General features: G+C 61.3%; 27 protein-coding genes. 12 read left to right on the top strand and 15 right to left on the bottom strand.

Annotated elements, in window-relative coordinates; genetic code table 11:
* Positions 1 to 135 precede the first annotated feature (135 nt).
* A complete protein-coding gene (locus ACP7BS_RS21590) occupies positions 136 to 1,179 on the bottom strand; it encodes an aldo/keto reductase (RefSeq protein WP_426239848.1) in 1,044 nt (347 codons plus the stop codon).
* Between the two features lie 230 nt (positions 1,180 to 1,409).
* On the opposite strand from ACP7BS_RS21590, the gene fabD reads away from it, so the two are divergent.
* The 7 genes from fabD (at position 1,410) to gmk (ending at position 8,472) form a co-directional block, all read left to right on the top strand.
* On the top strand, positions 1,410 to 2,354 hold the full coding sequence (fabD, locus tag ACP7BS_RS21585; protein WP_426239770.1) for an ACP S-malonyltransferase: 945 nt from the start codon (positions 1,410 to 1,412) through the stop codon (positions 2,352 to 2,354).
* Positions 2,355 to 2,490: 136 nt separating this feature from the next.
* Positions 2,491 to 3,228, top strand: coding sequence for a 3-oxoacyl-[acyl-carrier-protein] reductase (fabG, locus tag ACP7BS_RS21580; RefSeq protein WP_426239769.1), 738 nt, complete (start codon positions 2,491 to 2,493; stop codon positions 3,226 to 3,228).
* A gap of 324 nt (positions 3,229 to 3,552) precedes the next feature.
* Positions 3,553 to 3,789, top strand: a complete 237-nt coding sequence (locus ACP7BS_RS21575) for an acyl carrier protein (RefSeq protein WP_018327362.1) — start codon at positions 3,553 to 3,555, stop codon at positions 3,787 to 3,789.
* 221 nt (positions 3,790 to 4,010) lie between these two features.
* On the top strand, positions 4,011 to 5,270 hold the full coding sequence (gene fabF, locus ACP7BS_RS21570) for a beta-ketoacyl-ACP synthase II (RefSeq protein WP_426239768.1): 1,260 nt from the start codon (positions 4,011 to 4,013) through the stop codon (positions 5,268 to 5,270).
* Between the two features lie 308 nt (positions 5,271 to 5,578).
* Entirely contained in the window at positions 5,579 to 6,757 is a 1,179-nt protein-coding gene (mltG, locus tag ACP7BS_RS21565) for an endolytic transglycosylase MltG (protein ID WP_426239767.1), read from the top strand.
* 156 nt (positions 6,758 to 6,913) lie between these two features.
* Complete coding sequence (locus tag ACP7BS_RS21560) at positions 6,914 to 7,801, top strand: YicC/YloC family endoribonuclease (protein ID WP_426239766.1); 888 nt, start codon at positions 6,914 to 6,916, stop codon at positions 7,799 to 7,801.
* Positions 7,802 to 7,803: 2 nt separating this feature from the next.
* Entirely contained in the window at positions 7,804 to 8,472 is a 669-nt protein-coding gene (gene gmk / locus ACP7BS_RS21555; RefSeq protein ID WP_426231848.1) for a guanylate kinase, read from the top strand.
* A 91-nt stretch (positions 8,473 to 8,563) separates the two neighbouring features.
* Here the strand turns inward: gmk and rsmA are convergent, their stop codons facing one another.
* The 6 genes from rsmA to lptF form a co-directional block, all read right to left on the bottom strand.
* Complete coding sequence (rsmA, locus tag ACP7BS_RS21550; RefSeq protein WP_426239765.1) at positions 8,564 to 9,391, bottom strand: 16S rRNA (adenine(1518)-N(6)/adenine(1519)-N(6))-dimethyltransferase RsmA; 828 nt, start codon at positions 9,389 to 9,391, stop codon at positions 8,564 to 8,566.
* On the bottom strand, positions 9,391 to 10,419 hold the full coding sequence (gene pdxA, locus ACP7BS_RS21545) for a 4-hydroxythreonine-4-phosphate dehydrogenase PdxA (RefSeq protein WP_426239764.1): 1,029 nt from the start codon (positions 10,417 to 10,419) through the stop codon (positions 9,391 to 9,393). The genes rsmA and pdxA overlap by 1 nt, the downstream gene beginning before the upstream one ends.
* A gap of 9 nt (positions 10,420 to 10,428) precedes the next feature.
* On the bottom strand, positions 10,429 to 11,370 hold the full coding sequence (locus ACP7BS_RS21540; RefSeq protein WP_426239763.1) for a peptidylprolyl isomerase: 942 nt from the start codon (positions 11,368 to 11,370) through the stop codon (positions 10,429 to 10,431).
* Between the two features lie 234 nt (positions 11,371 to 11,604).
* Positions 11,605 to 13,938: an LPS-assembly protein LptD gene (locus ACP7BS_RS21535; protein WP_426239762.1), complete on the bottom strand. Its 2,334-nt coding sequence runs from the start codon at positions 13,936 to 13,938 to the stop codon at positions 11,605 to 11,607.
* The gene (gene lptG, locus ACP7BS_RS21530; protein WP_426231843.1) at positions 13,938 to 15,023 is read right to left on the bottom strand and encodes an LPS export ABC transporter permease LptG; all 1,086 of its coding nucleotides are present in this window, start codon (positions 15,021 to 15,023) and stop codon (positions 13,938 to 13,940) included. The genes ACP7BS_RS21535 and lptG overlap by 1 nt, the downstream gene beginning before the upstream one ends.
* Entirely contained in the window at positions 15,020 to 16,195 is a 1,176-nt protein-coding gene (lptF, locus tag ACP7BS_RS21525; RefSeq protein ID WP_426239761.1) for an LPS export ABC transporter permease LptF, read from the bottom strand. Before lptF ends, lptG begins: the two co-directional genes overlap by 4 nt.
* Before the next feature lie 322 nt (positions 16,196 to 16,517).
* On the opposite strand from lptF, the gene ACP7BS_RS21520 reads away from it, so the two are divergent.
* Together ACP7BS_RS21520 and ACP7BS_RS21515 are read left to right on the top strand one after the other, a co-directional pair.
* Positions 16,518 to 18,014: a leucyl aminopeptidase gene (locus ACP7BS_RS21520; RefSeq protein WP_426239760.1), complete on the top strand. Its 1,497-nt coding sequence runs from the start codon at positions 16,518 to 16,520 to the stop codon at positions 18,012 to 18,014.
* Between the two features lie 7 nt (positions 18,015 to 18,021).
* Entirely contained in the window at positions 18,022 to 18,471 is a 450-nt protein-coding gene (locus ACP7BS_RS21515; RefSeq protein ID WP_426239846.1) for a DNA polymerase III subunit chi, read from the top strand.
* Positions 18,472 to 18,491: 20 nt separating this feature from the next.
* Here ACP7BS_RS21515 and ACP7BS_RS21510 read toward each other — a convergent pair whose 3' ends face one another.
* The 5 genes from ACP7BS_RS21510 to ACP7BS_RS21490 all read right to left on the bottom strand — a co-directional run bounded on the left by ACP7BS_RS21510 (position 18,492) and on the right by ACP7BS_RS21490 (position 20,850).
* Entirely contained in the window at positions 18,492 to 18,791 is a 300-nt protein-coding gene (locus ACP7BS_RS21510; protein WP_426231840.1) for a type II toxin-antitoxin system RelE/ParE family toxin, read from the bottom strand.
* A complete protein-coding gene (locus ACP7BS_RS21505; RefSeq protein ID WP_426231839.1) occupies positions 18,788 to 19,081 on the bottom strand; it encodes a ribbon-helix-helix domain-containing protein in 294 nt (97 codons plus the stop codon). The genes ACP7BS_RS21510 and ACP7BS_RS21505 overlap by 4 nt, the downstream gene beginning before the upstream one ends.
* A 118-nt stretch (positions 19,082 to 19,199) precedes the next feature.
* Positions 19,200 to 20,126, bottom strand: coding sequence for a Gfo/Idh/MocA family protein (locus ACP7BS_RS21500; protein ID WP_426231838.1), 927 nt, complete (start codon positions 20,124 to 20,126; stop codon positions 19,200 to 19,202).
* Positions 20,127 to 20,209: 83 nt separating this feature from the next.
* Complete coding sequence (locus ACP7BS_RS21495) at positions 20,210 to 20,605, bottom strand: type II toxin-antitoxin system VapC family toxin (RefSeq protein WP_426231837.1); 396 nt, start codon at positions 20,603 to 20,605, stop codon at positions 20,210 to 20,212.
* The gene (locus ACP7BS_RS21490) at positions 20,605 to 20,850 is read right to left on the bottom strand and encodes a type II toxin-antitoxin system VapB family antitoxin (RefSeq protein WP_426239759.1); all 246 of its coding nucleotides are present in this window, start codon (positions 20,848 to 20,850) and stop codon (positions 20,605 to 20,607) included. Before ACP7BS_RS21490 ends, ACP7BS_RS21495 begins: the two co-directional genes overlap by 1 nt.
* A gap of 79 nt (positions 20,851 to 20,929) precedes the next feature.
* Here ACP7BS_RS21490 and ACP7BS_RS21485 point away from each other — a divergent pair, with 79 nt between their 5' ends.
* The gene (locus tag ACP7BS_RS21485; protein ID WP_426231835.1) at positions 20,930 to 21,772 is read left to right on the top strand and encodes a GNAT family N-acetyltransferase; all 843 of its coding nucleotides are present in this window, start codon (positions 20,930 to 20,932) and stop codon (positions 21,770 to 21,772) included.
* Positions 21,773 to 21,778: 6 nt separating this feature from the next.
* Here ACP7BS_RS21485 and ACP7BS_RS21480 read toward each other — a convergent pair whose 3' ends face one another.
* Both ACP7BS_RS21480 and ACP7BS_RS21475 read right to left on the bottom strand, forming a co-directional pair.
* Positions 21,779 to 21,997 (bottom strand): hypothetical protein, encoded by a 219-nt coding sequence (locus ACP7BS_RS21480; RefSeq protein WP_426231834.1) that lies wholly within the window; start codon positions 21,995 to 21,997, stop codon positions 21,779 to 21,781.
* Positions 21,998 to 22,101: 104 nt separating this feature from the next.
* Positions 22,102 to 23,499, bottom strand: coding sequence for a PLP-dependent aminotransferase family protein (locus tag ACP7BS_RS21475; protein ID WP_426239758.1), 1,398 nt, complete (start codon positions 23,497 to 23,499; stop codon positions 22,102 to 22,104).
* A 104-nt stretch (positions 23,500 to 23,603) separates the two neighbouring features.
* On the opposite strand from ACP7BS_RS21475, the gene ACP7BS_RS21470 reads away from it, so the two are divergent.
* Together ACP7BS_RS21470 and ACP7BS_RS21465 are read left to right on the top strand one after the other, a co-directional pair.
* Positions 23,604 to 24,467 (top strand): DMT family transporter, encoded by an 864-nt coding sequence (locus tag ACP7BS_RS21470; protein ID WP_426239757.1) that lies wholly within the window; start codon positions 23,604 to 23,606, stop codon positions 24,465 to 24,467.
* A gap of 122 nt (positions 24,468 to 24,589) precedes the next feature.
* The gene (locus ACP7BS_RS21465; RefSeq protein WP_426239756.1) at positions 24,590 to 25,489 is read left to right on the top strand and encodes a DMT family transporter; all 900 of its coding nucleotides are present in this window, start codon (positions 24,590 to 24,592) and stop codon (positions 25,487 to 25,489) included.
* Here the strand turns inward: ACP7BS_RS21465 and ACP7BS_RS21460 are convergent, their stop codons facing one another.
* A complete protein-coding gene (locus ACP7BS_RS21460) occupies positions 25,490 to 25,663 on the bottom strand; it encodes a hypothetical protein (RefSeq protein WP_426239755.1) in 174 nt (57 codons plus the stop codon).
* Positions 25,664 to 25,988 lie beyond the last annotated feature (325 nt).

Here is a 25,988-nt window from a genome sequence, read left to right as displayed (position 1 = left end):
TGGATGGAGGTTTGAAAATGGCCGTTTTGCGGACGATGCGGTTGACGCTCAGTCCTTGCTGCCCGAGTGGCGATCAGCTTAAAACGCTGGACATGACCGCTCATAGAGCAAGCGGTCATGTGCTTCAAACATCCCTCAGATCGGTGCCGGATAGATCTTGTGCAGCTTGGCAATGCCCTTCAGCACGTCGGCCGGCAGCACCACGTCCTTCGCGCCGATATTGGTCTTCAGCTGTTCCATGCTGGTGGCGCCGATGATCACTGCGGTCATGAAGGGGCGGGTGAGGCTGAAGGCGAGCTGCATCTGGGCGAGGTCGAGACCGTGTTCGCGGGCAAGGTCTGCGTAGGCCTGGACTGCGGGCTCCTGGTACTCGGTGTAGCGGCCGCCAAGGTCGCCGTTGATCGACAGGCGCGAGCCTTCGGGATTGGCGCCGTTCAGGTATTTGCCGGAGAGCAGACCGGCGGCCAAAGGCGAATAGGCCAGCAGGCCGACATTCTCGTGGTGGCTGACTTCGGCAAGGTCGAGGTCGAAGGCGCGGTAGAGGAAATTGTATTCGTTCTGCAGCGATGCGATGCGGGGGGCCCCAAGTTTTTCGGCAAGCGCCAGCATCTTCATCGTGCCCCAGGCGGTGTCGTTGGACAGGCCGACGGCGCGGACCTTGCCTTCCTTGACGAAGGCACCGAGCGTTTCGACGACGGCGGCGAGGTCTTCGAGCGTCGCTGATGTGTCCTGATGCGAGGGATCGTAGGTCCAGGACTGGCGGAAATGATAGTGGCCGCGGTTCGGCCAGTGCATCTGGTAGAGATCGACATGATCGGTCTGCAGGCGCTTCAGGCTGGTCTCCAGCGCCTCGCGCATGGTTTTCGGGCTGGCCGGCGTGCCATTGCGAATATAGGGGCGGCCGGGGCCGGCGACCTTGGTGGCGACGACGATCTCGTTGCGCTTGCCGCTTTTTTTCAGCCAGGTGCCGATATAGTCCTCGGTCAGGCCCATGGTTTCGGGACCGGCCGGGGTGACGGGGTAGAGTTCGGCGGTGTCGAAGAAGTTGACGCCCTGGCTGACGGCATAATCCATCTGCTCATGCGCCTCCGCCTCGCTGTTCTGCGTGCCCCAGGTCATTGTGCCCAGGCAGATTTGCGAAACTTTGATGCCGGTGCGGCCGAGTGTGTTGTATTTCATGGTGCTCAACGTGCCTCAAAACTTGTTCGGCGGCAAATGTAGAGGCTGTTTGCTGCGGCGCAAGAGAAAAGCGGTTGCCGTGCACAGGAGCGGCCTTTGAGCCTCAAAAGCTTGACTCGCGCGCCAGGAATGTGAATGGAGAGGAAAAAGCCTCTGCCTGCCATATGTTTGCCGGCAACGAGTTGGAATGAAACGGCGCGGCTCGACCGCGCATGACGAGGAAAAACCTCATGGCAATTGCATTCACATTTCCAGGACAGGGCAGCCAGGCGCTCGGCATGGGCAAGGATCTGGCCGATGCCTTTCCTGAGGCAGCAAGCGTCTTTGCCGAAGTCGATGACGCGCTCGGCGAAAAGCTCTCCGACATCATGTGGAACGGCCCGGAAGAAACGCTGACGCTGACGGCCAACGCCCAGCCGGCGCTGATGGCGGTGTCGATCGCGGCTCTCAGGGTCCTGGAAGCCAAGGGGCTCGACCTGAAGTCGAAGGTTTCCTATGTCGCCGGCCATTCGCTCGGCGAATATTCCGCGCTCTGTGCCGCCGGCATGTTTTCTCTGGCAGACACGGCCCGGCTGTTGCGCATTCGCGGCAATGCCATGCAGGCGGCAGTTCCTGTTGGTAAAGGCGCGATGGCGGCGATCATCGGGCTCGAGCACAGCGATGTGCAGGCTATCTGCGATGGCGTCGGCGAGATCGGTTCCTGCCAGATCGCCAATGACAATGGCGGCGGCCAGCTGGTGATTTCGGGCGAGAAGGCGGCGGTCGAGAAGGCCGCGGCTTTGGCCACGGAAAAGGGCGCCAAGCGCGCCATCCTTTTGCCGGTCTCCGCTCCCTTCCATTCGACGCTGATGGCGCCTGCAGCCGATGCCATGCGCGAGGCGCTGGCAACTGTTGCCAAGCACGATCCGGCCGTGCCGCTGATCGCCAATGTGCGCGCGGCCCCGGTGACCGATGCCGGCGAGATCGCCACGCTGCTGGTCGAGCAGGTCACCGGCCAGGTCCGCTGGCGCGAAACCGTCGAGTGGTTTGCAGCCCATGATGTGACGACGCTGTACGAGATCGGCTCCGGCAAGGTGCTGACCGGTCTTGCGCGCCGCATCGACAAGACAGTTACCGGCATTGCCGTCAATTCTCCCGCCGACATCGACGCGGCGATTCAGACTTTGCTCGGCTGAATTGGGGGGAGTGAATAGGGAATAGCGAATAGGGAATAGAAAAGCTGAAGCTACGATTGCTCTTCCTGTTTCCCTACTCGCTACTCGCTACTCGCCCCGGCCTATCCGCTATTCGCTCCAAAAGAGGAAAACAACCATGTTCGATCTGTCTGGCCGCAAGGCCCTCGTTACCGGCGCATCCGGCGGCATCGGCGAAGAGATTGCCCGCATCCTGCACGCGCAGGGCGCTATCGTCGGCCTGCACGGCACCCGCGTCGAAAAGCTGGAAGAGCTGGCCAATTCGCTTGGCGAGCGCGTTCACCTGTTCCCGGCAAACCTGGCCGACCGCGATGCCGTCAAGGCGCTCGGCGAAAAGGCGGAAAGTGAACTCGGTGGTGTCGATATCCTCGTCAACAATGCCGGCATCACCAAGGACGGCCTGTTCGTGCGCATGAGCGACGCGGACTGGGATGCCGTCATCGAAGTCAACCTGACCTCGGTCTTCCGGCTGACCCGCGAGCTGACCCATCCGATGATGCGCCGCCGCCATGGCCGCATCATCAACATCACCTCGATCGTCGGCGTCACCGGCAATCCGGGCCAGGCCAATTACTGTGCCGCCAAGGCCGGCATGATCGGCTTTTCCAAGTCGCTCGCCCAGGAAATCGCCACCCGCAACGTCACGGTCAACTGCGTCGCGCCCGGCTTCATCGAAAGTGCGATGACCGGCAAGCTGAACGACAAGCAGAAGGACGCCATCATGGGCGCCATCCCGATGAAGCGGATGGGCACAGGCGGCGAAGTGGCGTCTGCCGTCGCTTATCTGGCTTCGAATGAGGCCGGTTACGTCACCGGCCAGACCCTCCACGTCAACGGTGGCATGGCGATGATCTGATCCCTGGTACGGGCCGTCAAAGGCCTGTGCCGCCGCGTTTTCGCATCAATGGCAGACGTGGGGGCGAAATACCGGGAATTGCATGTTGACCAAGCCATTCCCGGCGATTTTCGGACTTTGCGGCAGACTTAAACCGTGTTAAGCGGGCCATGGCTGTGCGCAGTCGATCGGAAGATATGCGGTATACGATGGCTTCGGCCGGCGTGGTTTGCCCGCTTCCGATTGAACGAATTGCCGGGCGGATCGTCTTGATCTACCAGGCGTTAATAGGGTACCGATGTCAGAACGGCATCGTTGAGAAAAACAAAGGTCGAGGAATCCGACATGAGCGACGTAGCAGAACGCGTAAAGAAAATTGTTATTGATCATCTTGGCGTCGATGCCGAAAAGGTTTCGGAAGGCGCAAGCTTTATCGACGATCTGGGCGCTGACTCGCTCGACACCGTCGAATTGGTCATGGCATTCGAAGAAGAGTTCGGCGTCGAAATTCCCGACGATGCAGCGGATTCGATCCTGACGGTCGGCGACGCCGTCAAGTTCATCGAAAAGGCACAGGCCTGATATCAGGCCGTGTTGCGGCGGGCCGCCTCGCGGCCCGCCCTTCGTCCCTGCAAGGGACCGGCTCCCCATTACGGGAGCGAAAGGCGTGGTCAAGGAAAGCCTGATGGCTTCCGTCCCTGAGATCACGCAGTAAAGCATCACGGAAAAGGATGTACGGATCCGGTTTTTTGCGCAAGGGTCCGGTCCGGTTCTGGAACGAACAGGCAGGATGGATCACGGGCATGAGACGTGTCGTTATCACCGGTACCGGCATGGTATCTCCCTTGGGCTGCGGAACTGAGATATCCTGGTCGCGGCTCATCGCCGGCGACAATGCCGCCCGCAAAGTCACCGAATTCGAAGTCGAAGACCTGCCTGCAAAGATCGCCTGCCGCCTGCCGTTCGGCGATGGCAGCAATGGCACCTTCAATCCCGACAACTGGATGGAACTGAAGGAGCAGCGCAAGGTCGACAGTTTCATCATCTATGCGATGGCCGCCGCTGACATGGCGCTTGCCGATGCCGGCTGGCATCCGAAGACCGACGAAGACCAGATCGCCACCGGCGTGATGATCGGCTCGGGCATCGGCGGTCTCGAAGGCATCGTCGAAGGCGGCATCACGCTGCGCGACCGCGGTCCGCGCCGGGTGTCTCCCTTCTTCATTCCAGGCCGCCTGATCAACCTTGCCTCCGGCCAGGTGTCGATCCGCCACAAGCTGCGCGGCCCCAATCATTCCGTCGTCACCGCCTGTTCGACAGGCGCCCACGCCATCGGCGATGCGGCGCGCTTCATCATCATGGGCGATGCCGACGTGATGGTCGCCGGCGGTACGGAATCGCCGATTTCGCGCATCGCGCTGGCCGGCTTTGCCGCCTGCAAGGCGTTGTCGACGCAGCATAACGACGACCCGACCAAGGCATCGCGCCCCTACGACAAGGATCGCGACGGTTTCGTCATGGGCGAGGGCGCCGGTATCGTCGTGCTGGAAGAGCTCGAACATGCCAAGGCGCGTGGCGCCAAGATCTATGCCGAAGTGGTCGGTTACGGCTTGTCCGGCGACGCCTACCACATCACCGCTCCGGCCGAAGATGGCGACGGTGCGTATCGCTGCATGCAGATGGCCCTGAAGCGCGCCGGGCTGCCGGCATCCGAGGTCGATTATGTCAACGCCCATGGAACCTCGACCATGGCCGACACGATCGAGCTCGGTGCGGTCGAGCGCGTCATGGGCGCACATGCGGGCAAGATCTCGATGTCTTCGACCAAGTCGGCGATCGGTCACCTGCTCGGTGCTGCCGGTGCCGTCGAGGCGATTTTCTGCGCGCTGGCGATCCGCGACAATGTCGCGCCGCCGACGCTCAACCTGGATAACCCCTCGGTCGAAACCGAGATCGACCTGGTGCCGCATGTGGCGCGCAAGCGCGAGATCAATGTCGCGGTGTCCAACTCGTTCGGCTTCGGCGGCACCAACGCCTCGCTGGTTCTGCGCCGCTACGCCTGATCCGGACGCGACAGGCCTGCCGGATGGCGGCCCGTTCATCAACGCCGGCAGGGGCCGGCGTTGCCCCGCAAACACGATAATTCTCCCGCTATCGTGCTTTTGCCGCATTGCTCGGTTCAAACATGGCATATGGACGATTGCGATTGAGCCGATATCGTCAGTCCGTGGCTTTCTGGCCATGCTGACACAAGGCCAGGCGCTTAACGTCGCTATAATCGTGACAAGGTGATTCTCATTCCTGTTTCTCTTCTGGAGTTCGCATCAGGGATGGAGACGTGCATGACGCGAATTCCAGACCCAGGACACCAGTGAACGACGCAAACGAAAACAACGCAGCGCCTTTCGGCCGCAACGAGGCGGGCACCAACGGCCCGATCATCCCGAAATCGGCGAGCGAAGCTCTTCGTCCGGAAAAAGTGCCGCAGCCGCCCAGGCGGTCGCGCAAGGCAAAAAGCCAGGTCGTTATCTTTCTGAACTTCCTGATGACGGTGATCGTCTGCCTGACCATCGCTGCGGCCGGGACGGTGTATTATGCGATGTCCGCCTATGAGGACAAAGGTCCGCTGACCGCCAATACCAATTTCATCGTGCGCAACGGCGCCGGCATCCAGGAGATCGCCAGCAGCCTCGAGCGCAACAATATCGTCTCCGACGGCCGCGTCTTCCGTTTCATGTCGGAAGCCTATCTCGAGGACAATGATACGCTGAAGGCCGGCGAATACGAGATCAAGGCCGGCTCCTCGATGCAGGAGATCATGCAGCTGCTGAAATCGGGCAAGTCCATCCTCTACTCGGTGTCGCTGCCGGAAGGCCTGACGGTCAAGCAGATGTTTGCCAGGTTGAGCAGCGATCCGGTTCTGGAAGGCGACCTGCCGGCGCAGATCCCGGCAGAGGGCACGCTTCGTCCGGATACCTACAAATTCTCGCGCGGCACCAAGCGTGCGGAAATCGTCGCGCAGATGGCGGCGGCGCAAAAACAGCTGGTCGATCAGATCTGGGACCGGCGCGATCCAGACCTGCCGATCGCCAGCCGCGACGAATTCGTCACCCTGGCCTCGATCGTCGAAAAGGAAACCGGCATTGCCGACGAACGGTCGCGCGTCGCGTCCGTCTTCATCAATCGGCTGGAAAAGGGCATGCGCTTGCAGTCCGATCCGACGATCATCTACGGCATCTTCGGCGGCGACGGCAAACCGGCCGACCGGCCGATCCTGAAGTCGGACCTGGAGAAGGACACGCCCTACAACACCTACCTGATCAAGGGCCTGCCGCCGACGCCGATCGCCAATCCGGGCCGGGCAGCGCTTGAAGCGGTTTCCAACCCGTCGCGTACGTCGGATCTCTATTTCGTCGCAGACGGCACCGGTGGGCATGTGTTTGCCGCCACGCTCGACGAGCACAACAACAATGTCCGCCGCTGGCGCAAGATCGAGGCTGAAAAGGCCGCTGCCGCGAAAGCGGCCGAGACGGCACCGGCAGCGGAATAAGTCGATCCCATCAGGCTTGTGGATGACACGGCTCCGGTACGCTTGACCCTTGCGGTTGACCGTACCGGGGCCGTACACATTCATGATCAATTCAACGTTCCGCATCCTCTTCGCCTGTTTTGCGCGCGGACACTGGCGGGGCCGGAGGACAAGACGATGCCGCTGCAATCCATGACGGGATTTGCCCGCCGCGAAGGCACTTGCGGACGCTACCGCTGGGCGTGGGAACTGCGCTCGGTCAACGGCAAGGGGCTGGATCTGCGCCTGCGCCTGCCGGCGGGCACCGAGCATCTGGAGACCGAAGTCCGCAAGCTGGCGGGCGAGTGCTTTTCCCGAGGCAACATGCAGGTCAATCTCAGTGTCAGCGCCAGCGAAGCCGGTGTCGAGCCGGTGATCAACCAGGGTGCCCTTTCCGCCGTCCTGTCGCTGCGCGAGCAGTTGCGCGATGTCATCGATCCGTCACCGCTGCGTCTCGACACGCTGCTGTCCATTCGCGGCATCGTCGATTTCCGCGAGCCGGAGGAACAGGAAGGCGAGCGCGTTGCGCGCGACGGCGATATCCTCTCCGGGCTGCGGCAGGCACTTGCCGATATGACATCGATGCGCGAAGGGGAGGGCGTGGCGCTCTACCGCGTGCTTCTGGAGCAGATCGACAGGATCGAGATGCTGACCGGCGAGATCGATGCCGATCCGTCGCGCAGCGTTGCCGCGATCACCGCCCGCCTTGCCAGCCAGATCGCCTTGGTGATGGACGGCGGCTCGAAGGTCGATCCGGATCGCCTGTATGCCGAGGTGGCGATGCTGGCGGCCAAGGCCGATATCCGCGAGGAGATCGACCGCCTGCGCACCCATGTGACGGCTGCCCGCGACCTTTTGAAAAAAGGTGGGCCCGTCGGCCGCAAACTCGATTTCCTTTCCCAGGAATTTAACCGCGAATCAAATACCATCTGTTCCAAGTCGAATACCGCTGCCGTGACCGCCGCCGGTATCGAACTGAAGGTCGTTATCGACCAGTTCCGTGAACAGGTCCAAAATCTGGAGTGACCATGAGCCCCGCGAGCCAAACCTCTGTCAAAGCCATTCAGCGCCGCGGCCTCATGCTGGTGATCTCGTCGCCTTCGGGCGCCGGCAAATCGACGATTGCGCGCAACCTGCTCGAATCCGACCCGCACATGAGCATTTCGGTCAGCGTGACGACGCGCAAGCGGCGTCCGAGCGAGATCGATGGACGGCATTATTTCTTCAAGTCGATCCGCGAATTCGAGGGGCTTCGCCAGACCGACGCGCTGTTGGAATGGGCCGAGGTGCACGGCAATTTCTATGGCACGCCGCGCGACGCCGTCGAGGCCGCCATGTCGGAAGGGCAGGACATGCTGTTCGATATCGACTGGCAGGGCGCCCAGCAGCTGCAGGAAAAGATGGGCGGCGACGTGGTGTCGATCTTCATCCTGCCGCCGACCATGGCCGAACTGCAGTCGCGCCTGCACCGCCGCGCCGAGGATACCGAAGAGGTCATCGCCACGCGGCTGGCCAATTCGCGCTCCGAGATCGAGCACTGGCTGGAATACGACTATATCGTCGTCAACGAGGACCTCGACAGCGCGTTTGCGTCCGTCCAGGCCATCGTCGAAGCCGAACGCCTGCGCCGCGACCGCCGCCCCGGCCTGTTCGAATTCGTCAACGGGCTTTTGACGGAAACGCCGAAGATCGCTTGATCAAGCTGATGGCCGAGCCCTCATTTGAGGGGAACGCGCAGTATCCTCTCTCTTCTCCCCGCTGGGGAGAAGAGAGAGACCGGAGCTGCCATCAAAGACAATTCGCCAGCCTACAGAATTCTTCCACCGACAACGTTTCGGCGCGGCGCTTGGGGTCGATCTCCGCCTTGGCCAGCAAGGCTTCGCCGCCGATCGACTTGACGCTTTGGCGCAGCATCTTGCGGCGTTGGCCGAAGGCGGCCATCGTCACTTTTTCAAGGTCTTCGGACGAGCAGGGGATCGGATTTTCGATCGGCTCCAGATGAACCACGGACGATGTGACCTTCGGCGGTGGCGAGAAGGCCTGAGGCGATACGTCGAAGGCCATGCGGGCATTGGTGCGCCAGCCGCAGAGCACGCCGAGACGGCCGTAATGGTCGTCATCGGCATCGGCAACGATGCGCAAACCCACCTCGCGCTGGAACATCAGCGTCATCGACTGGTAGAACGGCGGCCATGCCTTTGGTAGCAGCCAATTGACCAAAAGCTGGGTGCCGACATTGTAGGGCAGGTTGGCGATGATCTTGACGGGGCCTTCGGTGACAAGGTCCTCGAACGTTATCTTCAGTGCATCGCCCTCGATCACCTCGAGGCGGCCGGGGTAGAAATCGGCGATTTCGGCAAGGGCCGGCAGGCAGCGGGCGTCGCGCTCGATCGCAATCACCTTCTTGGCGCCCAGCGACAGGATGGCGCGGGTGAGGCCGCCGGGACCGGGGCCGACTTCGATGACGGTCATCCCCTCCAGCGGACCGGCCGTGCGGGCGATCTTCTGGGTCAGGTTGAGATCGAGCAGAAAATTCTGGCCGAGCGCTTTTTTCGCGTCGAGCCCGTGGCGCGTTATCACATCGCGCAGCGGCGGCAGGCCGTCGATCGCCGCCATCAGTTTTGCCCTCGCGCGGCGTTGCCGGCCAATTGCTGGGCCATCCGCAGGGCTGCCAGCAGGCTGTCGGCGCGGGCGATGCCCTTGCCGGCAAGGCTGAACGCCGTGCCGTGGTCCGGCGATGTGCGGATGAACGGCAGGCCAAGCGTGACGTTGACGCTATCGTCGAAACCGAGCGCCTTGGCGGGGATCAACGCCTGATCGTGATACATGCAGATCGCCACGTCATAGGTGGCGCGGGCGCGGTCGTGGAACATGGTGTCGGCGGGCAGGGGACCGGTAATTTCGATGCCTTCGGCCTTCAACCGGTCGATGACGGGGCGGATGATCGCATCGTCTTCCAGGCCCAGAGCCCCATTTTCGCCGGCATGCGGATTGAGACCGGCAACGGCGACACGCGGAGAGGCAAGGCCGAAGCGGTCCTTGAGGTCACGCACGGTGATGACGCAGGTCCGGTAGATCAGGTCGGCGGTCAGCTGTTCAGGCACATCCTTCAGCGGGATATGGATGGTGACGGGCACGGCCATCAGCTTCGGCCCGGCGAGCATCATCACCGGCAGCAGTTCATCGCCGGTCAGGCGCGCGCCAAGATCGGCGAGAAATTCGGTGTGGCCGGGAAATTTGAAGCCGGCGCCGTAGAGCACCGACTTGGCGATCGGATTGGTGACGATGGCAGAGGTCGCGTCTTCCATGGTCAGCCGCACGGCGGTTTCGATGGCTCCGGTGATCGCACCCGCATTGGCAGAAGCCGGGATTCCCGCAGTGACCGGGGCGGCGCACGCCACCGGCAAAACCGGCAGCGCACTCTCAAAGATGGTGGAAGCCTCCGCGCAATTGGTCTCGCGGATCGCGATCTCATGGCCGAGAGCCCGGGCGCGCTGCTGCAGGGCTGCGGGATCGCCGATCAGAATGAACGGCGGTGTCCGCAAGACCTGCCTGTTGATCCAGGCGTCAAGACTGATGTCGAGGCCAATCCCTGCGGGATCGCCCATGGTCAGGGCGAGCGGCCTGTCGCGCATCTGGCTCATGCTGCTACGTTACTTTTCGATGATCTGCGCACGCTTGCGCAGTTCCTCGATGTAACGCTTGCTGTTGGGTTCTTCGCCGTCGGTCTTCTTGCCGAGATCCTCGGCACGGAAAACGATTTCGGCGGCCAGATCGTCGGAAACTTCGCGCTTCTTGCAGATGGCAAGATATTCGACGCCGCGTTCGGTGACGCGCGTTGCGGTCGTGCCGCTGTCGCCCGCCTTTTCGATCAGCGGCTTCCAGTCGGCTGGAAGCTCCTGCGCCATCATCCGGCCCAGATTGCGGATCGATACGTCGCGCATCGTGGCGGCAAACACCTTTGCCTGTTCGCAGCCCGGATATTTCGGCCGCGACGCATTGGCTTCGGCCTGGCGCTTGCCAATGATGGCGTTGCGTTTGGAGGCGGGCACGACGAAGATCACCTGCTGCAGGAAATATTCCGTGGTCACCGGCTTGGTGCCGCCGGCTTCCTGCATGCGCCGGACGAGATCCTCGTTCGACAGGCGTCCACCGCCACCGCCGCCGAAACGGGCGTTGACGACCCGCGGCCAGCTCATGGCGACGGCGACATAATTTCTGAAGTGATCGATGCCGACGCCTGCCTGGTCGAGGACCTGCGACAGCTGTTGAACGGAAAGCTTGTTGCCGGCCGCGAAACGTCCGACGGCACCTTCGACTTCGGTGGTGCTGACGGAAGCGCCGACGCGCAGGACTTCCTCGCGCTTGAGCGCTTCATCGATCATTTGCTGGCGGGCCGCGCCTGGGCCACCGCTTTGCCTTTGCAGGCGCATGAAGGCAGCACGCTTGGCGATGTCGCCGGACGTGATCGGCGAACCGTTGACGACGGCAACCACCTTGCTCGCGGCGTAGGTGGCCGGCGCGGAGGAAAGTGCCAGGCCGCAGGCAAGGATCATTGCCGAAACCGTGCGCGTGATCGAAAGCTTCCCGCCCATTCTTTAGTCCTTTTCATCTTCCGCCGGACATCGCGTGTCCGGGGCTATGGTCTTCATGCCAAGCGCCAGCATCCTGCGCATTTCTGCGCAACAGATGCATAATACATGCGGCCGAACAATGACAAGACCTGCCGAACGCCGCAAAATAGCGCCTCGGCCGTCGATTCCCCGCCACAGCGCGTTTAAAAAACGGCTGCCGCAGGAGAGACGAGGGCGCCGTCAGGGCGGCGCGCCTCAGTTCAAGCCGTCGAACTTCGTGTCGCCGACATCGATGTCGCCGAGCGTACGGAAGCTGATACGCGCGCCGATCGACCAGTCGTTGGCGACGGATTGATCGCTGTCGCGCTCTTCCTTGTAGACCAGCGAGAAGATCGTATCCCGGTCGTCATAGGTAATGCCGATGCCATTGCGGGTGACGACATTGCTGTTCAGATCGTAGGTGACCGAGCCGAACACCGACCAGTAATCGGCGAATTTGTAGGCGGCTGCGGTCTGGATCTCGTCCTGGTCCTTGATCGAGCCGTAGAGCGGTTGTGCCTGGATGCTGGTGTAGGTCACCGCCGTCTGCCACAGGATGCCCTGATAACCGAGCGTCGCATCGGCGCGGCGCAAGTCGAGATCGCGCTCATCGAAACGGCTGCTGAAGCTTGCCGTGAGACCCGATGGAGCATCGATGCCAACCATCGCCACATAGTCGGACCGGTCGGTCTCGAGGCCGGAATTGGCACCGGCCTTGACCAGATCGTCGGTCGCAAACGAGTTCACGCCGCCAAGATGGAACGACTGTCCGGCAATGGCGCGCAGGGCATAGCCGTTACCAAGGGCGCCGGTATAGCGGACGCCAAGGTTGGCGCGGGTTCCGCCTTCGATGCGGTCATAGCCGGAGAACTTGTCGCGGTCGAACAGCGATGTCGCGTCGAACACGAAGCTTTGCGCATCCTCGTTCGGCAGGCCGCCGGCATATTCCTCATTGGGCCGGGCGAAGATCTGGGCGATCGGCTCGATGATGTGGCTGCTGTAGTCCGTCGTCAACAGGATCGGATAGCGCGCGTCGATACCGGCCGTCAGCATCCGGCGCGTTGCCGCGTCGTCATTGTTGAAATCACCGGTATAGCCGGTGCCGGGATCGGCCATCGATGATCCGATCAGATCGCCGCGGGCGGCCAGGATCGGCGTCAGCGACAGGCCGCCTGGAACGATGAAGTTGCGCTTCCATTCGAGGTCGGCAGTCAGGCGGTGATAGGTGCCCTCAAGGCCGCGAAAGCGATCGACGATACCCGGTATCTCAAATTCGTCCTCGCGGTTACGATTGACGTTGGTCAGGTTGATATCGGCCGTCAATTCGCCGCCGAACACCGGTTCCGGGTGGGTATAGGAATAGTCGAGAACCTGGGCGACGGCCTGCTTGTTTTCGGCAAGGCTGTTGGGATCCGCATCCTGGATGTCGAAATAGAAGGCACGCGCGTCGAAGGAATTGCGCTTGCCGAGACCCGACAGGTAGACCTGGTTCGTAAAGGTCGTGCCGTCGAAGGTCGAAAGCTCGTAGGTCTTGGCGAAGTTGTTGTCGCTCTGAACGAGAACATCCCAGCCGAAGGTCCAGCGCGGGTTGATCTCGAACTTGGCCTTGGAACCGATCATCCCGCGATTGGTTTCCTGGGCATCGACGGTGTTGCCGGTGAAACTGCTGCGGTTGAGCTGGCTGATGCCGGCCATGCTGAGAATATGTTCGCCGTTTTCGAAGCGCTGGCGGAATTCGCCCTGCAGCAGGAAGCCCTGGCGGGTGAGGCCGGTGCCGGTCACCGTCGCATCCATATAGGGCGAAATCGCCCAGTAGTAGGGAACGCTAACGCCGGCGCCGAGCTTCTGCGTATAGCCGAATTTCGGGAACAGGAAGCCGCTCTTGCGCTTAATCGTCTGGTCCGGAACCTCAAGCACCGGCAGATACAGGATCGGCCTGCCGAACAGCTCGAACTTGGCATTCTCCATGCGAATCGTATGGGTCTTGCCGTTCTGGACGATGCGTTGCGCCTTGACGTGCCAGAGCGACTTGTGATCGGGATCGGTCGCGCACGGCGTGCAGGCCGTATAGACGGCGTTGTTGAGGATCATCTCCTCGCCATTGCGCCGCTCGCCGGTGACGGCGGCAAGCTTGGTCAGGTCGGTGGTTTCGACCCGCAGACGCTCGATGAAGCCGTTGCCGAAATCATCGGTCACGTCCATCTGGTCGGCATAGACCCTGTTGCCGCCCGGTTCGATCAGCTCGATTTCGCCGGTCGCGATGATTCGCCCGGTCTTCTGACTGTATTCGACCTGCTGGGCGACCATCTGGTAGCCGCCGTAATTGATCTGGACTGCGCCGCGCACGATCACGCGCTCAGCGTCCTTGTTGTAGACAAGTTCATTGGCCGACAGAAGCATCTTGGCGTCATCGGGCATTTTCGGATTGAACGAATCGATCTTGGTTTCTTGTGCCCATGCGGGTGCGATCGGCGTCGGCGCCTGGAGCGCAACACCGGAAAGCAGAATGGCCGCCAGCAGCCTGATATGTTTGCGGTTGCCTGCCGCCACTAGCCATCCTCCTCATGCAATAGAATCGTCGAGCCCAGCGCCATCGCTACAACAACTGGCAACCAGGCTGCAACGAACGGAGGCACTATGCCGCTGCTCCCGAATGCTTTGACAAGCACGGTGACGACATAAAGCACGAAGCCCGACAGGATTCCACCGAGAATTACCGGTCTCGATTGGTTAAACCGGCTAAATTTTAACGAGACGCTTGCGGCGATCAGAGTCATGGCGACCAGAAGCAGCGGAAGCGCCAGCATGGAGTGGAATTGGGTTTCCATCGCATTGGTCGGGAAGCCAAAAGACTTGGCGACTGCAATTTTGCGTCTCAAGTCGAAAAATTGAATAGAATCAGCCTTCGTTAACGTTTCCTGGACAAATTCCGGCTTTAGGTGAGTCGGCAATTGTACCGTTGCGAGGCGGCGCGGCAGTTCGCCGTTGCGGGTTTCCATCACCCCGTTAAGAAGCCAGTAACCATCTTCCAGTTTTGCCGACGCAGCGTCCTGTCTTAAAACGATCGTGCCGAGCGGATCGAAATGGATCACTGTCACATTGACCAGCGTCTTGCCTTCGTCCTGAACGGACCGCGCGCCGATGATCGTATCGTCTTTTCCGTAGATCTGACGCAGCCAGGGGATGGAGATCGCCGATACGGCCGAGGACGAGCTGCCCCATTCGGCCTCAAGCGCCTCGGCCTGTTTCGTCCCCCAGGATGCGATCGGATTGAGCGCAATAACCGTGGCAATACCGAACAGGAACGCGCCGATCACGAAGGGCTGCAGAAACTGCCAGGCGGAGATCCCGGCCGCACGCGTCACCACCAGTTCATAGCGCCGATTGAGCGAGATCAGCGACGCCATGCCGGCAAACAGGGCGACGAAGGGCACCGTCTGCTGCAGGATCATCGGAATGCGGAACGTCGTCATCAACAGCGCCCCGGTGACCGAATAGCGCGGCAGTTGCGACATGCGGTTCGACAGTTCGCTGAAGTCGATGATGAAGATCAACGCGAAGATGCCGGCGAGGAACCAGAATGTGGTGATCGCGTAACGCTTGAAAAAATAACGCCCGAGCGTCGTGGAGATCATTTCACCTGGTTCCCGTCAGATGCCGGGTTGGCCTTGGTCAGGCGCAGGCGAACCAGAATCTCGTTGACCTTCTGCTCCAGCGTGAGCGGAATTTCAAGCCGCCTGTTGCCCACCAGCTGGCGTATCGCCAGATAGCCGGTGCCAAGCGGGATCAAATACATGATCGGGATGAAGAACCGCGATTCCTCGGCGCTGTTGGCCGCATAGAATGTGGTCCAGCGAATGAACAGGCATGTCAAAAGCGCCGTGATCATCGGATGCACGCGGGCCTCCCGGTGCGACCGGGCATCGCTGCTGAAGACCAGTGCGATCAGGGCAAACAGCAGGGGAAAGGTCCATTCCGTCAAGCGGCGATGCAGTTCTGCGGTGAAGGCTTCCGGATTTTTCTCGTAGACCGGATCCTTCGGATCCGGATTGATCAGGAACGGCAGGTCACGGTCCTTGGCTCTGATCGTCACCTGGCCGGTCATCTTGGTCATGTCGGTCAGGTCGAAGGCGTAGCTGTCGAATTTGATGATCGAGACATTGCCATCCGGCAGTTTGCGGTGCACCTCGCCGTCTTTCATCACCAGCGCCGAGCCGCTGTCGTCGACGGCGCCTTCGCGGGCGTAATAGACGAGCTCATAGGCGGGATCGCGCGAATCGGCGACGAAGATGCCGTGAAGCACGCCTCCGTTGCGCCGCGAGGCGACCTGGACATAGAGACCATCGGTAATCTTGCGGAATGTGTTTTCCTGGACGACCGACGACAAGAGATCCGCGTGGGCGGTGGCGATCATCTTGCGCACGGCCATGCGCGAATAGGGCTCGACGAAGTTGTCGACGGTGAACGATACCGCGCTGAGTGCAAGGCCGAGATAGATGATCGGCCGGATGATCATCATGCGCGAACTGCCGGCCGCGTTCAGAACTGTCAGCTCCGAATCGGCATTCATCGCCGTCAGCGTCTGCGCCACGCCGATCACCAGCGCAAACGGCAGGATGAGCGGAATGATCGAGGGCAGGATGAGTGTCGCAAGGCGCATGAAGGCCAGCGTCGACTGGCCGCTATCGGTGACCAGATTGACGCTGGTCAGGGCCTGCGTCGTCCAGACGATCGCCATCAGCGGCAAAAGCGTGGCAAAGAACATGCCCGTTGCCCGCTTCAGGATATAGCGTTCGATCAACTTCATACGGGGTCCTGGCCCATCTTCCTGCCGTTTGTCCGGTTCGCTACCGCCGGCCCGGACATGGCCGAGCCGAATGTCCCTATTGCGCTGAATGAACGGGTTTGCATGTTTTCCACGATAACGAAATTGTAAAGGAGCAGGGCTAAGGCTCGGCAAAGAATGATGGTTAACAGCATGTAAACATAAGGTGGCGCCTTGCCAAGGTCATCGAAACCAACAACGGTGCATGAACCTGTTTCCGGGCTTGCGGTTGATGGCGAATGTTTGCCACTGTAACCCCCATGTAACAGACTGGCGTCGGGCCAGGGCAATTCTGGAGTTCTTCATGTCATTGAAATTCGAAATCGGTTTCAGCAAGTCAGCGCGCCTGTCGGGCGGCCTGGCGATCCTGCTCAAGACTCTTGACGGAAAAGAGGCGGCAGGGGCTGCGGAAGCCGATCCGGATGAAATCATTGCCAAGGCCGCACGCATCGCCAAATTCAAGGCGAAATCTCTGCGCGCCCTCGACATCGTCGCGCCGCAGGGCGCCCCCGTCGATCGTATTCTGGTGCTCGGTATCGGCGACGGCGCTGGCCTGACGGCGCATGACTGGCTGAAGGCCGGCGGTGCTGCGGCATCGAAAGTCCGTGGTGCCGAAAAGGTGGCGATTTTCCTCGATGCGCCCGGCGTCGAAGTGTCCGGCAAGGCTGCCGCCGATTTTGCCCTGGGCATGGAAATGAACGCCTACAGCTTCGACACCTACAAGACGACGAAGAAGGATGATGACGACCAGAAAGGACTGCCGAAGCCGATAAAAGTGACGATCGTCACCGGCGCGGCGATCGCCGCCAAGAAGGCGGCCACCCATTCGCAGGCGATCGCCGAAGGTGTGTTCATCGCCCGCGATCTCGTCAACGAACCGGCCAATATTCTCGGGCCCGTCGAATTCGCAGCCAAGGCGAAGGAGCTGGAAAAGCTCGGCGTCGAGGTCGAAATCCTCACCGAACGGGACATGAAGAAGCTCGGCATGGGCGCGCTGCTTGGCGTGGCACAGGGCTCGGTGCGGCCGCCACGGCTGGCGATCATGCAATGGAAGGGCGGCAAGCCGAAGGACCGGCCGGTCGCCTTCGTCGGCAAGGGCGTGGTGTTCGACAGCGGCGGCATCTCGATCAAGCCGGGCGCCGGCATGGAGGAGATGAAGGGCGACATGGGCGGTGCGGCCGCCGTCACCGGCCTGATGCATGTTCTGGCAACGCGCAAGGCCAAAGCGAATGTCGTCGGGATCATCGGCCTTGTGGAAAACATGCCGGATGGCAACGCCCAGCGTCCGGGCGACATCGTCACCTCGATGTCCGGCCAGACCATCGAGATCATCAACACCGATGCGGAAGGCCGGCTCGTGCTCTGTGACGCGCTGTGGTATTGCAACGACCGCTTCAAGCCGCAATTCATGATCAACCTTGCCACCTTGACCGGCGCTGTCATGGTGGCGCTCGGCAGCCATCATGCGGGCCTGTTCACCAATGACGACACGCTGGCCGGCCAGCTGACGGCGGCGGGGCTGACGACGCAGGAAAGGCTTTGGCGCCTGCCGCTCGGCAAGGAATATGACAAGATGATCGACAGCAAGTTTGCCGACATGAAGAACACCGGCGGGCGCTATGCCGGCTCGATCACCGCCGCCCAGTTCCTCAAGCGCTTCGTCAAGGACACGCCCTGGGCGCATCTGGATATTGCCGGTACGGCGATGGGCTCGCCGACCGACGAGATCAACCAGTCCTGGGCCTCCGGTTTTGGCGTGCGGTTGCTCGATGAACTCGTTCGCTCCAATTACGAGAGCTGACGGCGACGTGACCGAAATCCTGTTCTACCACCTGACGGAATCCAAGCTCGAAGACGCGCTGCCGCCGCTGCTCGACCGCTGTGTCGAGCGTGGCTGGCGCGTCGTCGTGCAGACGGTGGCCGACGAGCGCCGCGACATGCTCGACAATCACCTCTGGACCTATCGCGACGACAGTTTTCTGCCGCATGGCACCGACGCGACGGAGTTTTCGAGCGATCAGCCGATTCTCTTGACCGCTGGCGAAGATAACGGCAACAACGCCACCGTCCGCTTCATCATCGACGGCGCCGTGCCGCCGCCGGTCGGCGCCTACGAGCGGGTGGTGTTCATGTTCGACGGCTATGACCAGGGCCAGCTGGAAGGCGCGCGGGCGCACTGGAAGGTGCTCAAGGGCGAGGGCCATGCGCTGACCTATTGGCAGCAGAATCAGGACGGGCGCTGGGTGAAGAAGGCTTGATCAACCGTTTCGAAGAATGCTCAGTCCTCTTGAGAGAATGTAACATTCCTGCCGCGATGGAATATGCGCATGATGGTGACAACATCACCCTTGATGCGGAAGGCTATGGTTGCCCGGCGGCGGAAGCCCACTAAGCGCAAACCCGTCCTTCTATCCGAACGGCTGCCTCGTTCGGGAAAGGTGGCGAAAGACACGCAGTAATCAACGATCTCGTTAATATACACTCTGGCGTCACGCGGTCCGGCGCGCGGCAGCAGATAGTCATATAAGTCGCTGAGATCGGCCTCTGCCGCCACGTCGAAGATAATGGCGTGGCTCATGGGCGGCCAGGTTGTTTTTGTTCCTGACGTGCATCCATATGATCATGAAGCCGCTTTCGGACCTCTTCAACGGAAAGCGCGCGGCTCGGGTCGGCATCATGAGCGTCGATGGTCGGCACGACCTCCTCGATCAGCCATTTCTCGATGGCCGCGTCGCGCGCGGCAAGCGTGCGCAATCCATCCCGGATCACTTCGCTTTCGCTGGCATATTCGCCCGACGATACTTTCGCCTTGACCATTTCGGCCATTTCGATGGGAAGGGTTATGCTGAGGGCTTGTGTTGTTCGCATTGCCTGATCCTCCATTTCACAGGATTTTAGCATGCAGTACGATTTAATCATATTACGCCTGTCACAAAAAAAAGGCCGCGCACCGAACGGTGCGCGGCCTTCATGATTCTTGAAACGCTCAATCGAAGAACGCATCCACGAACTTGCGACGACCGAGCATGAAGGCATCGGCGACGTGCCGCAGCGGCGCCAGATCGACGTCTGACGTCTTTGCCTTGATGATATCGGCGAAGCGGGCGTAGAGCGCCGGGTATTCCTGTTCCGGCTCGTCATGAACCAGCTTGCCGTCGATCGACAGCTTGGCGCCGCCTTCGGAGAGGACCATCATGCCGGCATCGGTTTCGGCAACGATGTCCCAGCTCTGATGGCCGGTCTGGCGCCAGTCGAATTCGGCCGAAACCGGCAGGTTTTTGGCGTCGCTGAAGACGATAGAGGCGGCGATCGGCGCGTCGCGGTTTTCCGGGAACTCAAGGGTTGCCGAGGTGATGAACAGCGGGTTCGGCAGGATATGGGTGACGATTGACAGGGCGTTGATACCGGGATCGAAGACGCCGAGGCCGCCGGCGGCCCAGATCCAGTCCTGGTTCGGATGCCAGTGGCGCACGTCTTCCTTCCAGATCACCTTGACGTCGTTGATCCTGGTCGAGGCAAGGAATGCCTTTGCGGCCTCGACGGCGGGCGCATAGCGCGAATGCCAGCTGGCAAACAGCGACAGGCCCTTTTCGTCGGCCAGCGCCTGAAGGTCGGCGACTTCGCTCAGCGTCGCACCCGGCGGCTTTTCGAGGAAGACGTGCTTGCCGGCTTCCAGCGCCGTGCGGGCTGCGGCATAGCGGAACTGCGGCGGCATGCAGAGCGACACCGCATCGATCGCCGGAACCGCGTCGAGCATCGCTTCGATCGACTTGAAATTGTCGATGCCATCGACGACGCCGTGGCGGCTGGCGGCAGCGATCAGCTTGTAATCCGCATTCTTGGCGATGGAAGGAAGATGCTGGTCGCGGACGATCTTGCCGACGCCGACGATCGAGATATGGATGGGGCTCATGGTGCTTCGCTCGATTTGTATGACTTTTATGGTGGGCTTTTGTAGCAGAAAGACAGTCCCGGGCAAGCCGTCCGGCGCGGCCGTTATGCCAGATCCGTTTTCGTGAAGTCGTCGCCGACAAACAGCATCGGCACATGCGCCGCCTTGCATGCAGCATAGGAAAAACAGTCGCCGAAATTCAGCTGGGCCGGATGCCCGCGCCCTTTGCCGTATCGCGCAAAGGCGTCGATGGCGGCAAAGCCTATTTCGGGCGTGATGGGGATGACGCTCACGTCCATCGCTTCCAGAAAATCCAGGAGCAAAGTCTTGGTCTCGGCAACGGAACACTTGCGCTTGCGAGACAAAACAACAGCCGCTTCGAACAGAACGGTCGGTGCGGTCACAAGCGGCGATGTCGTAGCGCTCAAACGGTCAGCCATCTCGTTGGCGCGCGGCTCTTCTGCTATGTATTCGACGATTGCCGAGGTTTCGAGGAACATTATTCGTTGCCCCACATCTCGTCCAGATACGCCTTCTCGTCGAAATTTTCGACAGGTTCGCCAAGAGCGCGAAAACGATCCTGAAAAACCTTCAGTCGCTCCTGTAAGGTTTCAGGTGGGGTATCTCTGTGGACGACGCGCTCCAGCGCAATCCGGATCGCTTCCGTCTTCGTTTTGGTTTTGAGCAAACGCTGTGCCTGCGTAGCCAGATCATTCACGGTCTCGTCCCGGACGTAGAGCGGCATTTGAATATTCCGATTTGAACAATTGAATATTCACTATAGATAAGACCGGACGATTGTAAAGTTTGCGGAAGTTTTGCCCATGCCTCCTATCATCCGAAAAGCCGACCGCGCCGATCTCGATGTCCTGATCGACTGGGCCGCCAAAGAGGGCTGGAATCCGGGTCTCGACGATGCACCGGCTTTCTGGGCAGCGGACCCGGACGGCTACTGGATTGCCGAGGAAGACGGCATCATGGCCGCGGCATTGTCGCTGGTGCGTTACGACGAGACCTATGCGTTCCTCGGGTTCTACATGGCGCATCCGGATTATCGCGGGCAGGGGATCGGTCTTGCGCTTTGGCAAAAGGCGCTTTCGGAAGCGGGAGACCGGACGGTCGGGCTGGATGGGGTGGTGGCCCAGCAGGACAATTACCGCAAGTCGGGCTTCGTTTACGCCCATGCCAATTTCCGCTATGGCGGCGAGGTCCAGTGCACCGAGCCGCCGGGCACCGAACTGGTCTCGGTCTCGCCCGTGCTGGTGCCGATGCTCTCCGATTACGATGCGCGATTCAATCCGGCCCGGCGCAACGCCTTCCTGCGCGAATGGCTGAAGGCTATGGACACGCGCGAAAGCTTCGCCCTGCTGCGCAATTCCGAGGTTGCCGGCTACGGCACCATCCGGGCCTGCCGCGAAGGCCACAAGATTGGCCCGCTGTTTGCCGACAGCGAAACGAATGCCGACCTGATTTTCCGCAAGCTGGTGACCAGTGTTGGCGGCGGCCAGGTCTATCTCGATATCCCCGAGCCCAACGCGGCAGCCCGAGGGCTGTGCGATCGCTACAATCTGAAGCCGGTGTTCGAAACGGCGCGGATGTATCGCGGACCGGTGCCGGACCTGCCGCTCGGGCAGATCTACGGCATCACCACGTTCGAATTGGGATAGGGCGCATCAGTTCCAGAACGGCAAGCTGCGATGGCTGCCGAAGATGACGATGCTGGCGAAGACGGCGATCACCAGCAGCACGACGAGAACCCAGAACAGGCGGCTTGATGCCTGAGCCTCTTCGACGAAAACCGGCTCCTTGTTGCGCAACGCGTTCATCGCGTGGCGGGGATCGCCCCATTTGACGCGCCGGAACCGGAAGGCATTTTGGGTTTCGTTGTTCATGGAAAAGGACGTTAAAGCCTCGATTTGAACGGTGGCTTAAAGGTTTTGGTAAAAATTTAGCGTTTGCTTGTGGATAGTGTCCGACCGCGATCTGCAGCGACTGCCTACCGCTTTTTCGTCATGGCCTTGTGCAGCGCCGTGAAGATGCGGTCGTCCTGGGATTGCGAGACATTGAACCGTAAAAAGCGGGTTGCCGACTGCGCCAGGCTGAAGACGTTGCCGGGGGCAAGAACGATGTTGTCGGCCAGCGCTTCCCGGGCAATCTCAGCCGAATCAAGACCGTCCGGCAGCCGGCTCCACAGGAACATGCCGGCCTGCGGCTCGATCCAAGATTCGAGCCCGAGGTTTTTTAGCCGGGCGCTGACATCGGTCATGGCGCGGGAGAGGCGCAGGCGCAGTCCCTCCATGTGCTTGCGGTAGCTGCCGTCGCGCAGCACATTCAGCACCAGCTCGGCGGTGAGCCGTCCGCCGCCGAATGTGGTGGCGATCTTCAGATCGATCAGCCCCTCGATCCAATCCGGGCGGGTGGCGATGAAGCCGCAGCGCGCCGATGCCGACAGGGTTTTGGAAAAACTGCCGATATGGATGACGCGGTCAAGACCGTCGAAGGCGGCAAGTCTCGGGGCGGCAACATGTTCGAAATCGGCAAAGATATCGTCCTCGATGATGGTCAGCCCGGCATGTTCGGCCAGTTTCAGCACGCGGTGCGCCGTCACCGGCGACAGCGTCGCCCCGGTCGGGTTGTGAATGGCGGAGTTGGTGATGTAGAGCCGCGGCTTGTGCTCCTGCAGCACTTTGGCGAACTGCTCGATATCAGGCCCGGTGGGCGTGTAGGCAACGCTGACGATGCGGGCGCGGTGGGCGCGCAGCAGCGCATGGAAATTGAAATAGCAGGGATCGTCCACCATGACGGTGTCGCCTGGTTCCAGCAGAAACCGGCACATGAGATCGAGCGCCTGCGTTCCCGATTCCGTCAGCATGATCTGGTCCGGCGAAGCGTCGATGCCGTGGTCGGCCATTCTGCGTGCGATCAACTGGCGCAAGGGCGGCAGGCCGAGCGGCGTGCCGTAGTCGGCAAGCGACGCGCCATCGGCGCGCGACAGGGTCCGCAAGGCGCGGCGCACGCCGTCGTCCGGCAGCCACGAGGGCGGCAGCCAGCCGCATCCCGGTTTGAGATCATCGCTGCCTGCATCCAGCGATTGGCGCGATACCCAGAAGGGATCGACCGCGCGGTCCAGTTTCGGCCCGATTTCCGACAGAGCGAGGGCGGCGGCCTGGCTCGCCACGTAAAAGCCCGAGCCCGGACGCGGCTGGATCACGCCTTCGGCGGCAAGCCTGTCATAGGCTTCGACCACGGTGGAGGTGGAGACCTGCAAGGTTCGCGCAAACGCCCGGATCGACGGCAGCTTGTCGCCTGCAGTCAGGCTGCGGCCGGCAATGCGTTGCCTGATGGCGGCGATCACCATGGCGATAAGGGTACCACTCTTCGTTTCGTCGAGCATCTGTACGTGATCCGATACCATAACAGTTTTGCTAAACCGTACATGACTGTTGCTGGCATTGCCAGCCACCGCCGCCGATAAGAAGGAAAACCAAGGAGCTTTGAATGGACCGGATGGCGAGCGGATGGATCAACGGATTGATCGGCGTGGTGATCTTCAGCGGTTCGCTGCCGGCAACCCGAGTAGCGGTGATGCAGCTGGACCCGGTGTTCTTGACCGTTGCGCGCGCGGCGATTGCCGGCCTCTTGGCACTTTGCCTGCTTCTCGTCTTCCGGCAGAAGCGGCCGTCGCGCGGCGATATCGTCTCGCTGGTTGTCGTCGCCCTCGGTGTCGTCGTCGGCTTTCCGCTGTTGACTGCGCTGGCGCTCCAGCACGTCACCTCGGCGCATTCCATCGTTTTCGTCGGCCTGCTGCCGCTGGCGACGGCGATCTTCGGCGTGCTGCGCGGCGGCGAGCGGCCAAAGCCGGCCTTCTGGATATTCTCGACGCTCGGCAGTGCGCTGGTCGCCGGTTTTGCGCTTGTACAGGGTGGATCGACATCCCCTCTCGGTGATGGACTGATGCTTGCCGCAATCATCGTCTGCGGGCTCGGTTATGCCGAAGGGGCAAGGCTGTCACGCACGCTGGGCGGCTGGCAAGTGATCTGCTGGGCGCTGGTCCTGTCGCTGCCGGTGATGATCGCGCTATCGATTGTCTTCAGGCCGGACACGTTTTCCGGCGTTGCGCTGCCCACCTGGCTCAGCCTTGCCTATGTGTCGCTGTTCAGCATGCTGATCGGTTTCATCTTCTGGTATCGCGGCCTCGTACAGGGCGGCATTGCCGCCGTCGGCCAGTTGCAACTGCTGCAGCCGTTCTTCGGCCTGGCGCTGGCAGCAACCCTGCTGCATGAGCCGGTGAGCTCAACGATGCTGGCGGTGACTGTTGCTGTCATCCTTTGTGTTGCTGGTGCGCGAAAGTTCGCCCGGTAGGAGCGGGGCGGCCGGAGACTTTTCCCAACAGAGCTTTACACTTCGGTCTTCATCGAAGCATTCCGGCGTCAAGGTCGATATAGCAGGATGGAATTTGGCAATCCTTCTGATGTGAGACGATCATGACACCGGACACGATAAATCTGAAACAGGAACTGGCGGTGCTGCTGGCGCTCGCGACGCTCTGGGGCGCCTCCTACACCTTCATCAAGATCGGCGTAGAGACCATTTCGCCGATCACGCTGATTGCCACCCGCACCCTGATCGCCGGCCTGTTGCTGCTGGCAGTCCTGCGCCTCCGGGGGCTTTCCCTTCCGAAGGACAAAGCGACGTGGGGACGGTTTCTGTTTCAGGCCTGCCTGAACAGCGCGATCCCCTTCACGCTGATCGCCTGGGCGGAACAAACCGTCGATGCCGGTCTCGCCGCCATCCTGAACTCGACGACGCCGATCTTTGCCTTTCTGACAGCCCTTCTCACCCGCCATGAACCGGTGACGGGACGCAAGCTGTTCGGCGTCGTCGCCGGGATTGCCGGGATTACCCTTGTCGTCGGCTTGGAAGCGTTGAACGGTGCCGGTGACCAGCTACCGGCCCAACTCGCCATCGTCGCCGCAACGATCTGCTATGCAGGCGCTGCCATTTTCGGCCGTGGCTTCAAGTCGCTCGATCCGATGATGCCAGCGGCCGGGTCGCTGATCTGCGGCGCCGTCATCCTGATGCCGCTCAGCCTGGCGATCGAACAACCTTGGACATTGGCGCCTTCCACAGGCTCGATCCTCGCCTTGCTGTGCCTCTCGGTATTTTCAACGGCACTGGCCTTCGTCATCTATTTCCGGCTGGTGCACACGCTTGGCTCGGTCGGGACGACGGCGCAGGCCTATCTGCGCGTTCCGATCGGCGTGGCGATCGGCGTCATCTTTCTGGGAGAAAGCATCAGCAGCACGGCACTTGTGGGTCTTGCCTGCGTCATCAGCGGCGTCATGGCCATGACCATCCCGGCCCGCAAGCGTGTTCCTGCCTGATCAGGCGGTGCCGTCCGTTTGGGCCTCGGTGTGCAGCCAGTGGATGAAATTCCCCGCCGGTGGATTTTGCATGATGCCGAGTGGAAAGATGGCAAAATAGGCGAAGGTCAGCGGGCCGCCGATCGACAGCGCAAACGGCCGGACAAGCCGTCCGGCCGCCAGGTCATCGGCCACAAGAGCCTACATCGTTGCCATGCTGTCGGTGTTGACGATCCCGCTTCCCCGCGCGGCATTTTCGGCACGGAGGAAACAGCGGCCGGGGAGCCGCAACCGTCCTGAGTCGCGGCTATGACGATACCGGCGCGGAAGGGGGCATTGTCTGCTTGAAGGGAATGCCCGTGCGGTTTGATCCGGCGGGCACCTCATATTCCGTCTTCCTCTCCTCGGGTTAACCCGAGGACTTGTGGCGGGGGTACAGCAGCGGCGCGTCTGCGCCGCTAAAGAAGTCTTTTCACGCGACGGACGTCGCGTGGCTGGATTCCCGTGACGAGCACGGGAA

Source organism: Pararhizobium sp. DWP1-1-3 (assembly GCF_049896125.1).
Lineage (GTDB): Bacteria > Pseudomonadota > Alphaproteobacteria > Rhizobiales > Rhizobiaceae > Pararhizobium.
Note: the sequence above shows the minus strand (reverse complement) of the source record. Positions and strands in the feature narration are given on the sequence as shown.

Excerpts from the sequence above, each read along its gene's own strand:
- fabD (WP_426239770.1), top strand. The coding sequence starts at position 1,410 with ATGGCAATTGCATTCACATTTCCAGGACAGGGCAGCCAGGCGCTCGGC.
- fabG (WP_426239769.1), top strand. The coding sequence starts at position 2,491 with ATGTTCGATCTGTCTGGCCGCAAGGCCCTCGTTACCGGCGCATCCGGC.
- ACP7BS_RS21500 (WP_426231838.1), bottom strand. The coding sequence starts at position 20,126 with ATGAGCCCCATCCATATCTCGATCGTCGGCGTCGGCAAGATCGTCCGC.
- ACP7BS_RS21470 (WP_426239757.1), top strand. The coding sequence starts at position 23,604 with ATGGACCGGATGGCGAGCGGATGGATCAACGGATTGATCGGCGTGGTG.
- ACP7BS_RS21510 (WP_426231840.1), bottom strand. The coding sequence starts at position 18,791 with ATGAGCCACGCCATTATCTTCGACGTGGCGGCAGAGGCCGATCTCAGC.
- lptG (WP_426231843.1), bottom strand. The coding sequence starts at position 15,023 with ATGATCTCCACGACGCTCGGGCGTTATTTTTTCAAGCGTTACGCGATC.
- ACP7BS_RS21490 (WP_426239759.1), bottom strand. The coding sequence starts at position 20,850 with ATGCCGCTCTACGTCCGGGACGAGACCGTGAATGATCTGGCTACGCAG.
- ACP7BS_RS21540 (WP_426239763.1), bottom strand. The coding sequence starts at position 11,370 with ATGGGCGGGAAGCTTTCGATCACGCGCACGGTTTCGGCAATGATCCTT.
- ACP7BS_RS21480 (WP_426231834.1), bottom strand. The coding sequence starts at position 21,997 with ATGAACAACGAAACCCAAAATGCCTTCCGGTTCCGGCGCGTCAAATGG.
- ACP7BS_RS21495 (WP_426231837.1), bottom strand. The coding sequence starts at position 20,605 with ATGTTCCTCGAAACCTCGGCAATCGTCGAATACATAGCAGAAGAGCCG.
- ACP7BS_RS21520 (WP_426239760.1), top strand. The coding sequence starts at position 16,518 with ATGTCATTGAAATTCGAAATCGGTTTCAGCAAGTCAGCGCGCCTGTCG.
- rsmA (WP_426239765.1), bottom strand. The coding sequence starts at position 9,391 with ATGGCGGCGATCGACGGCCTGCCGCCGCTGCGCGATGTGATAACGCGC.
- ACP7BS_RS21560 (WP_426239766.1), top strand. The coding sequence starts at position 6,914 with ATGCCGCTGCAATCCATGACGGGATTTGCCCGCCGCGAAGGCACTTGC.
- fabF (WP_426239768.1), top strand. The coding sequence starts at position 4,011 with ATGAGACGTGTCGTTATCACCGGTACCGGCATGGTATCTCCCTTGGGC.
- pdxA (WP_426239764.1), bottom strand. The coding sequence starts at position 10,419 with ATGAGCCAGATGCGCGACAGGCCGCTCGCCCTGACCATGGGCGATCCC.
- ACP7BS_RS21590 (WP_426239848.1), bottom strand. The coding sequence starts at position 1,179 with ATGAAATACAACACACTCGGCCGCACCGGCATCAAAGTTTCGCAAATC.
- gmk (WP_426231848.1), top strand. The coding sequence starts at position 7,804 with ATGAGCCCCGCGAGCCAAACCTCTGTCAAAGCCATTCAGCGCCGCGGC.
- ACP7BS_RS21485 (WP_426231835.1), top strand. The coding sequence starts at position 20,930 with ATGCCTCCTATCATCCGAAAAGCCGACCGCGCCGATCTCGATGTCCTG.
- ACP7BS_RS21575 (WP_018327362.1), top strand. The coding sequence starts at position 3,553 with ATGAGCGACGTAGCAGAACGCGTAAAGAAAATTGTTATTGATCATCTT.
- ACP7BS_RS21465 (WP_426239756.1), top strand. The coding sequence starts at position 24,590 with ATGACACCGGACACGATAAATCTGAAACAGGAACTGGCGGTGCTGCTG.
- ACP7BS_RS21505 (WP_426231839.1), bottom strand. The coding sequence starts at position 19,081 with ATGCGAACAACACAAGCCCTCAGCATAACCCTTCCCATCGAAATGGCC.
- lptF (WP_426239761.1), bottom strand. The coding sequence starts at position 16,195 with ATGAAGTTGATCGAACGCTATATCCTGAAGCGGGCAACGGGCATGTTC.
- ACP7BS_RS21475 (WP_426239758.1), bottom strand. The coding sequence starts at position 23,499 with ATGCTCGACGAAACGAAGAGTGGTACCCTTATCGCCATGGTGATCGCC.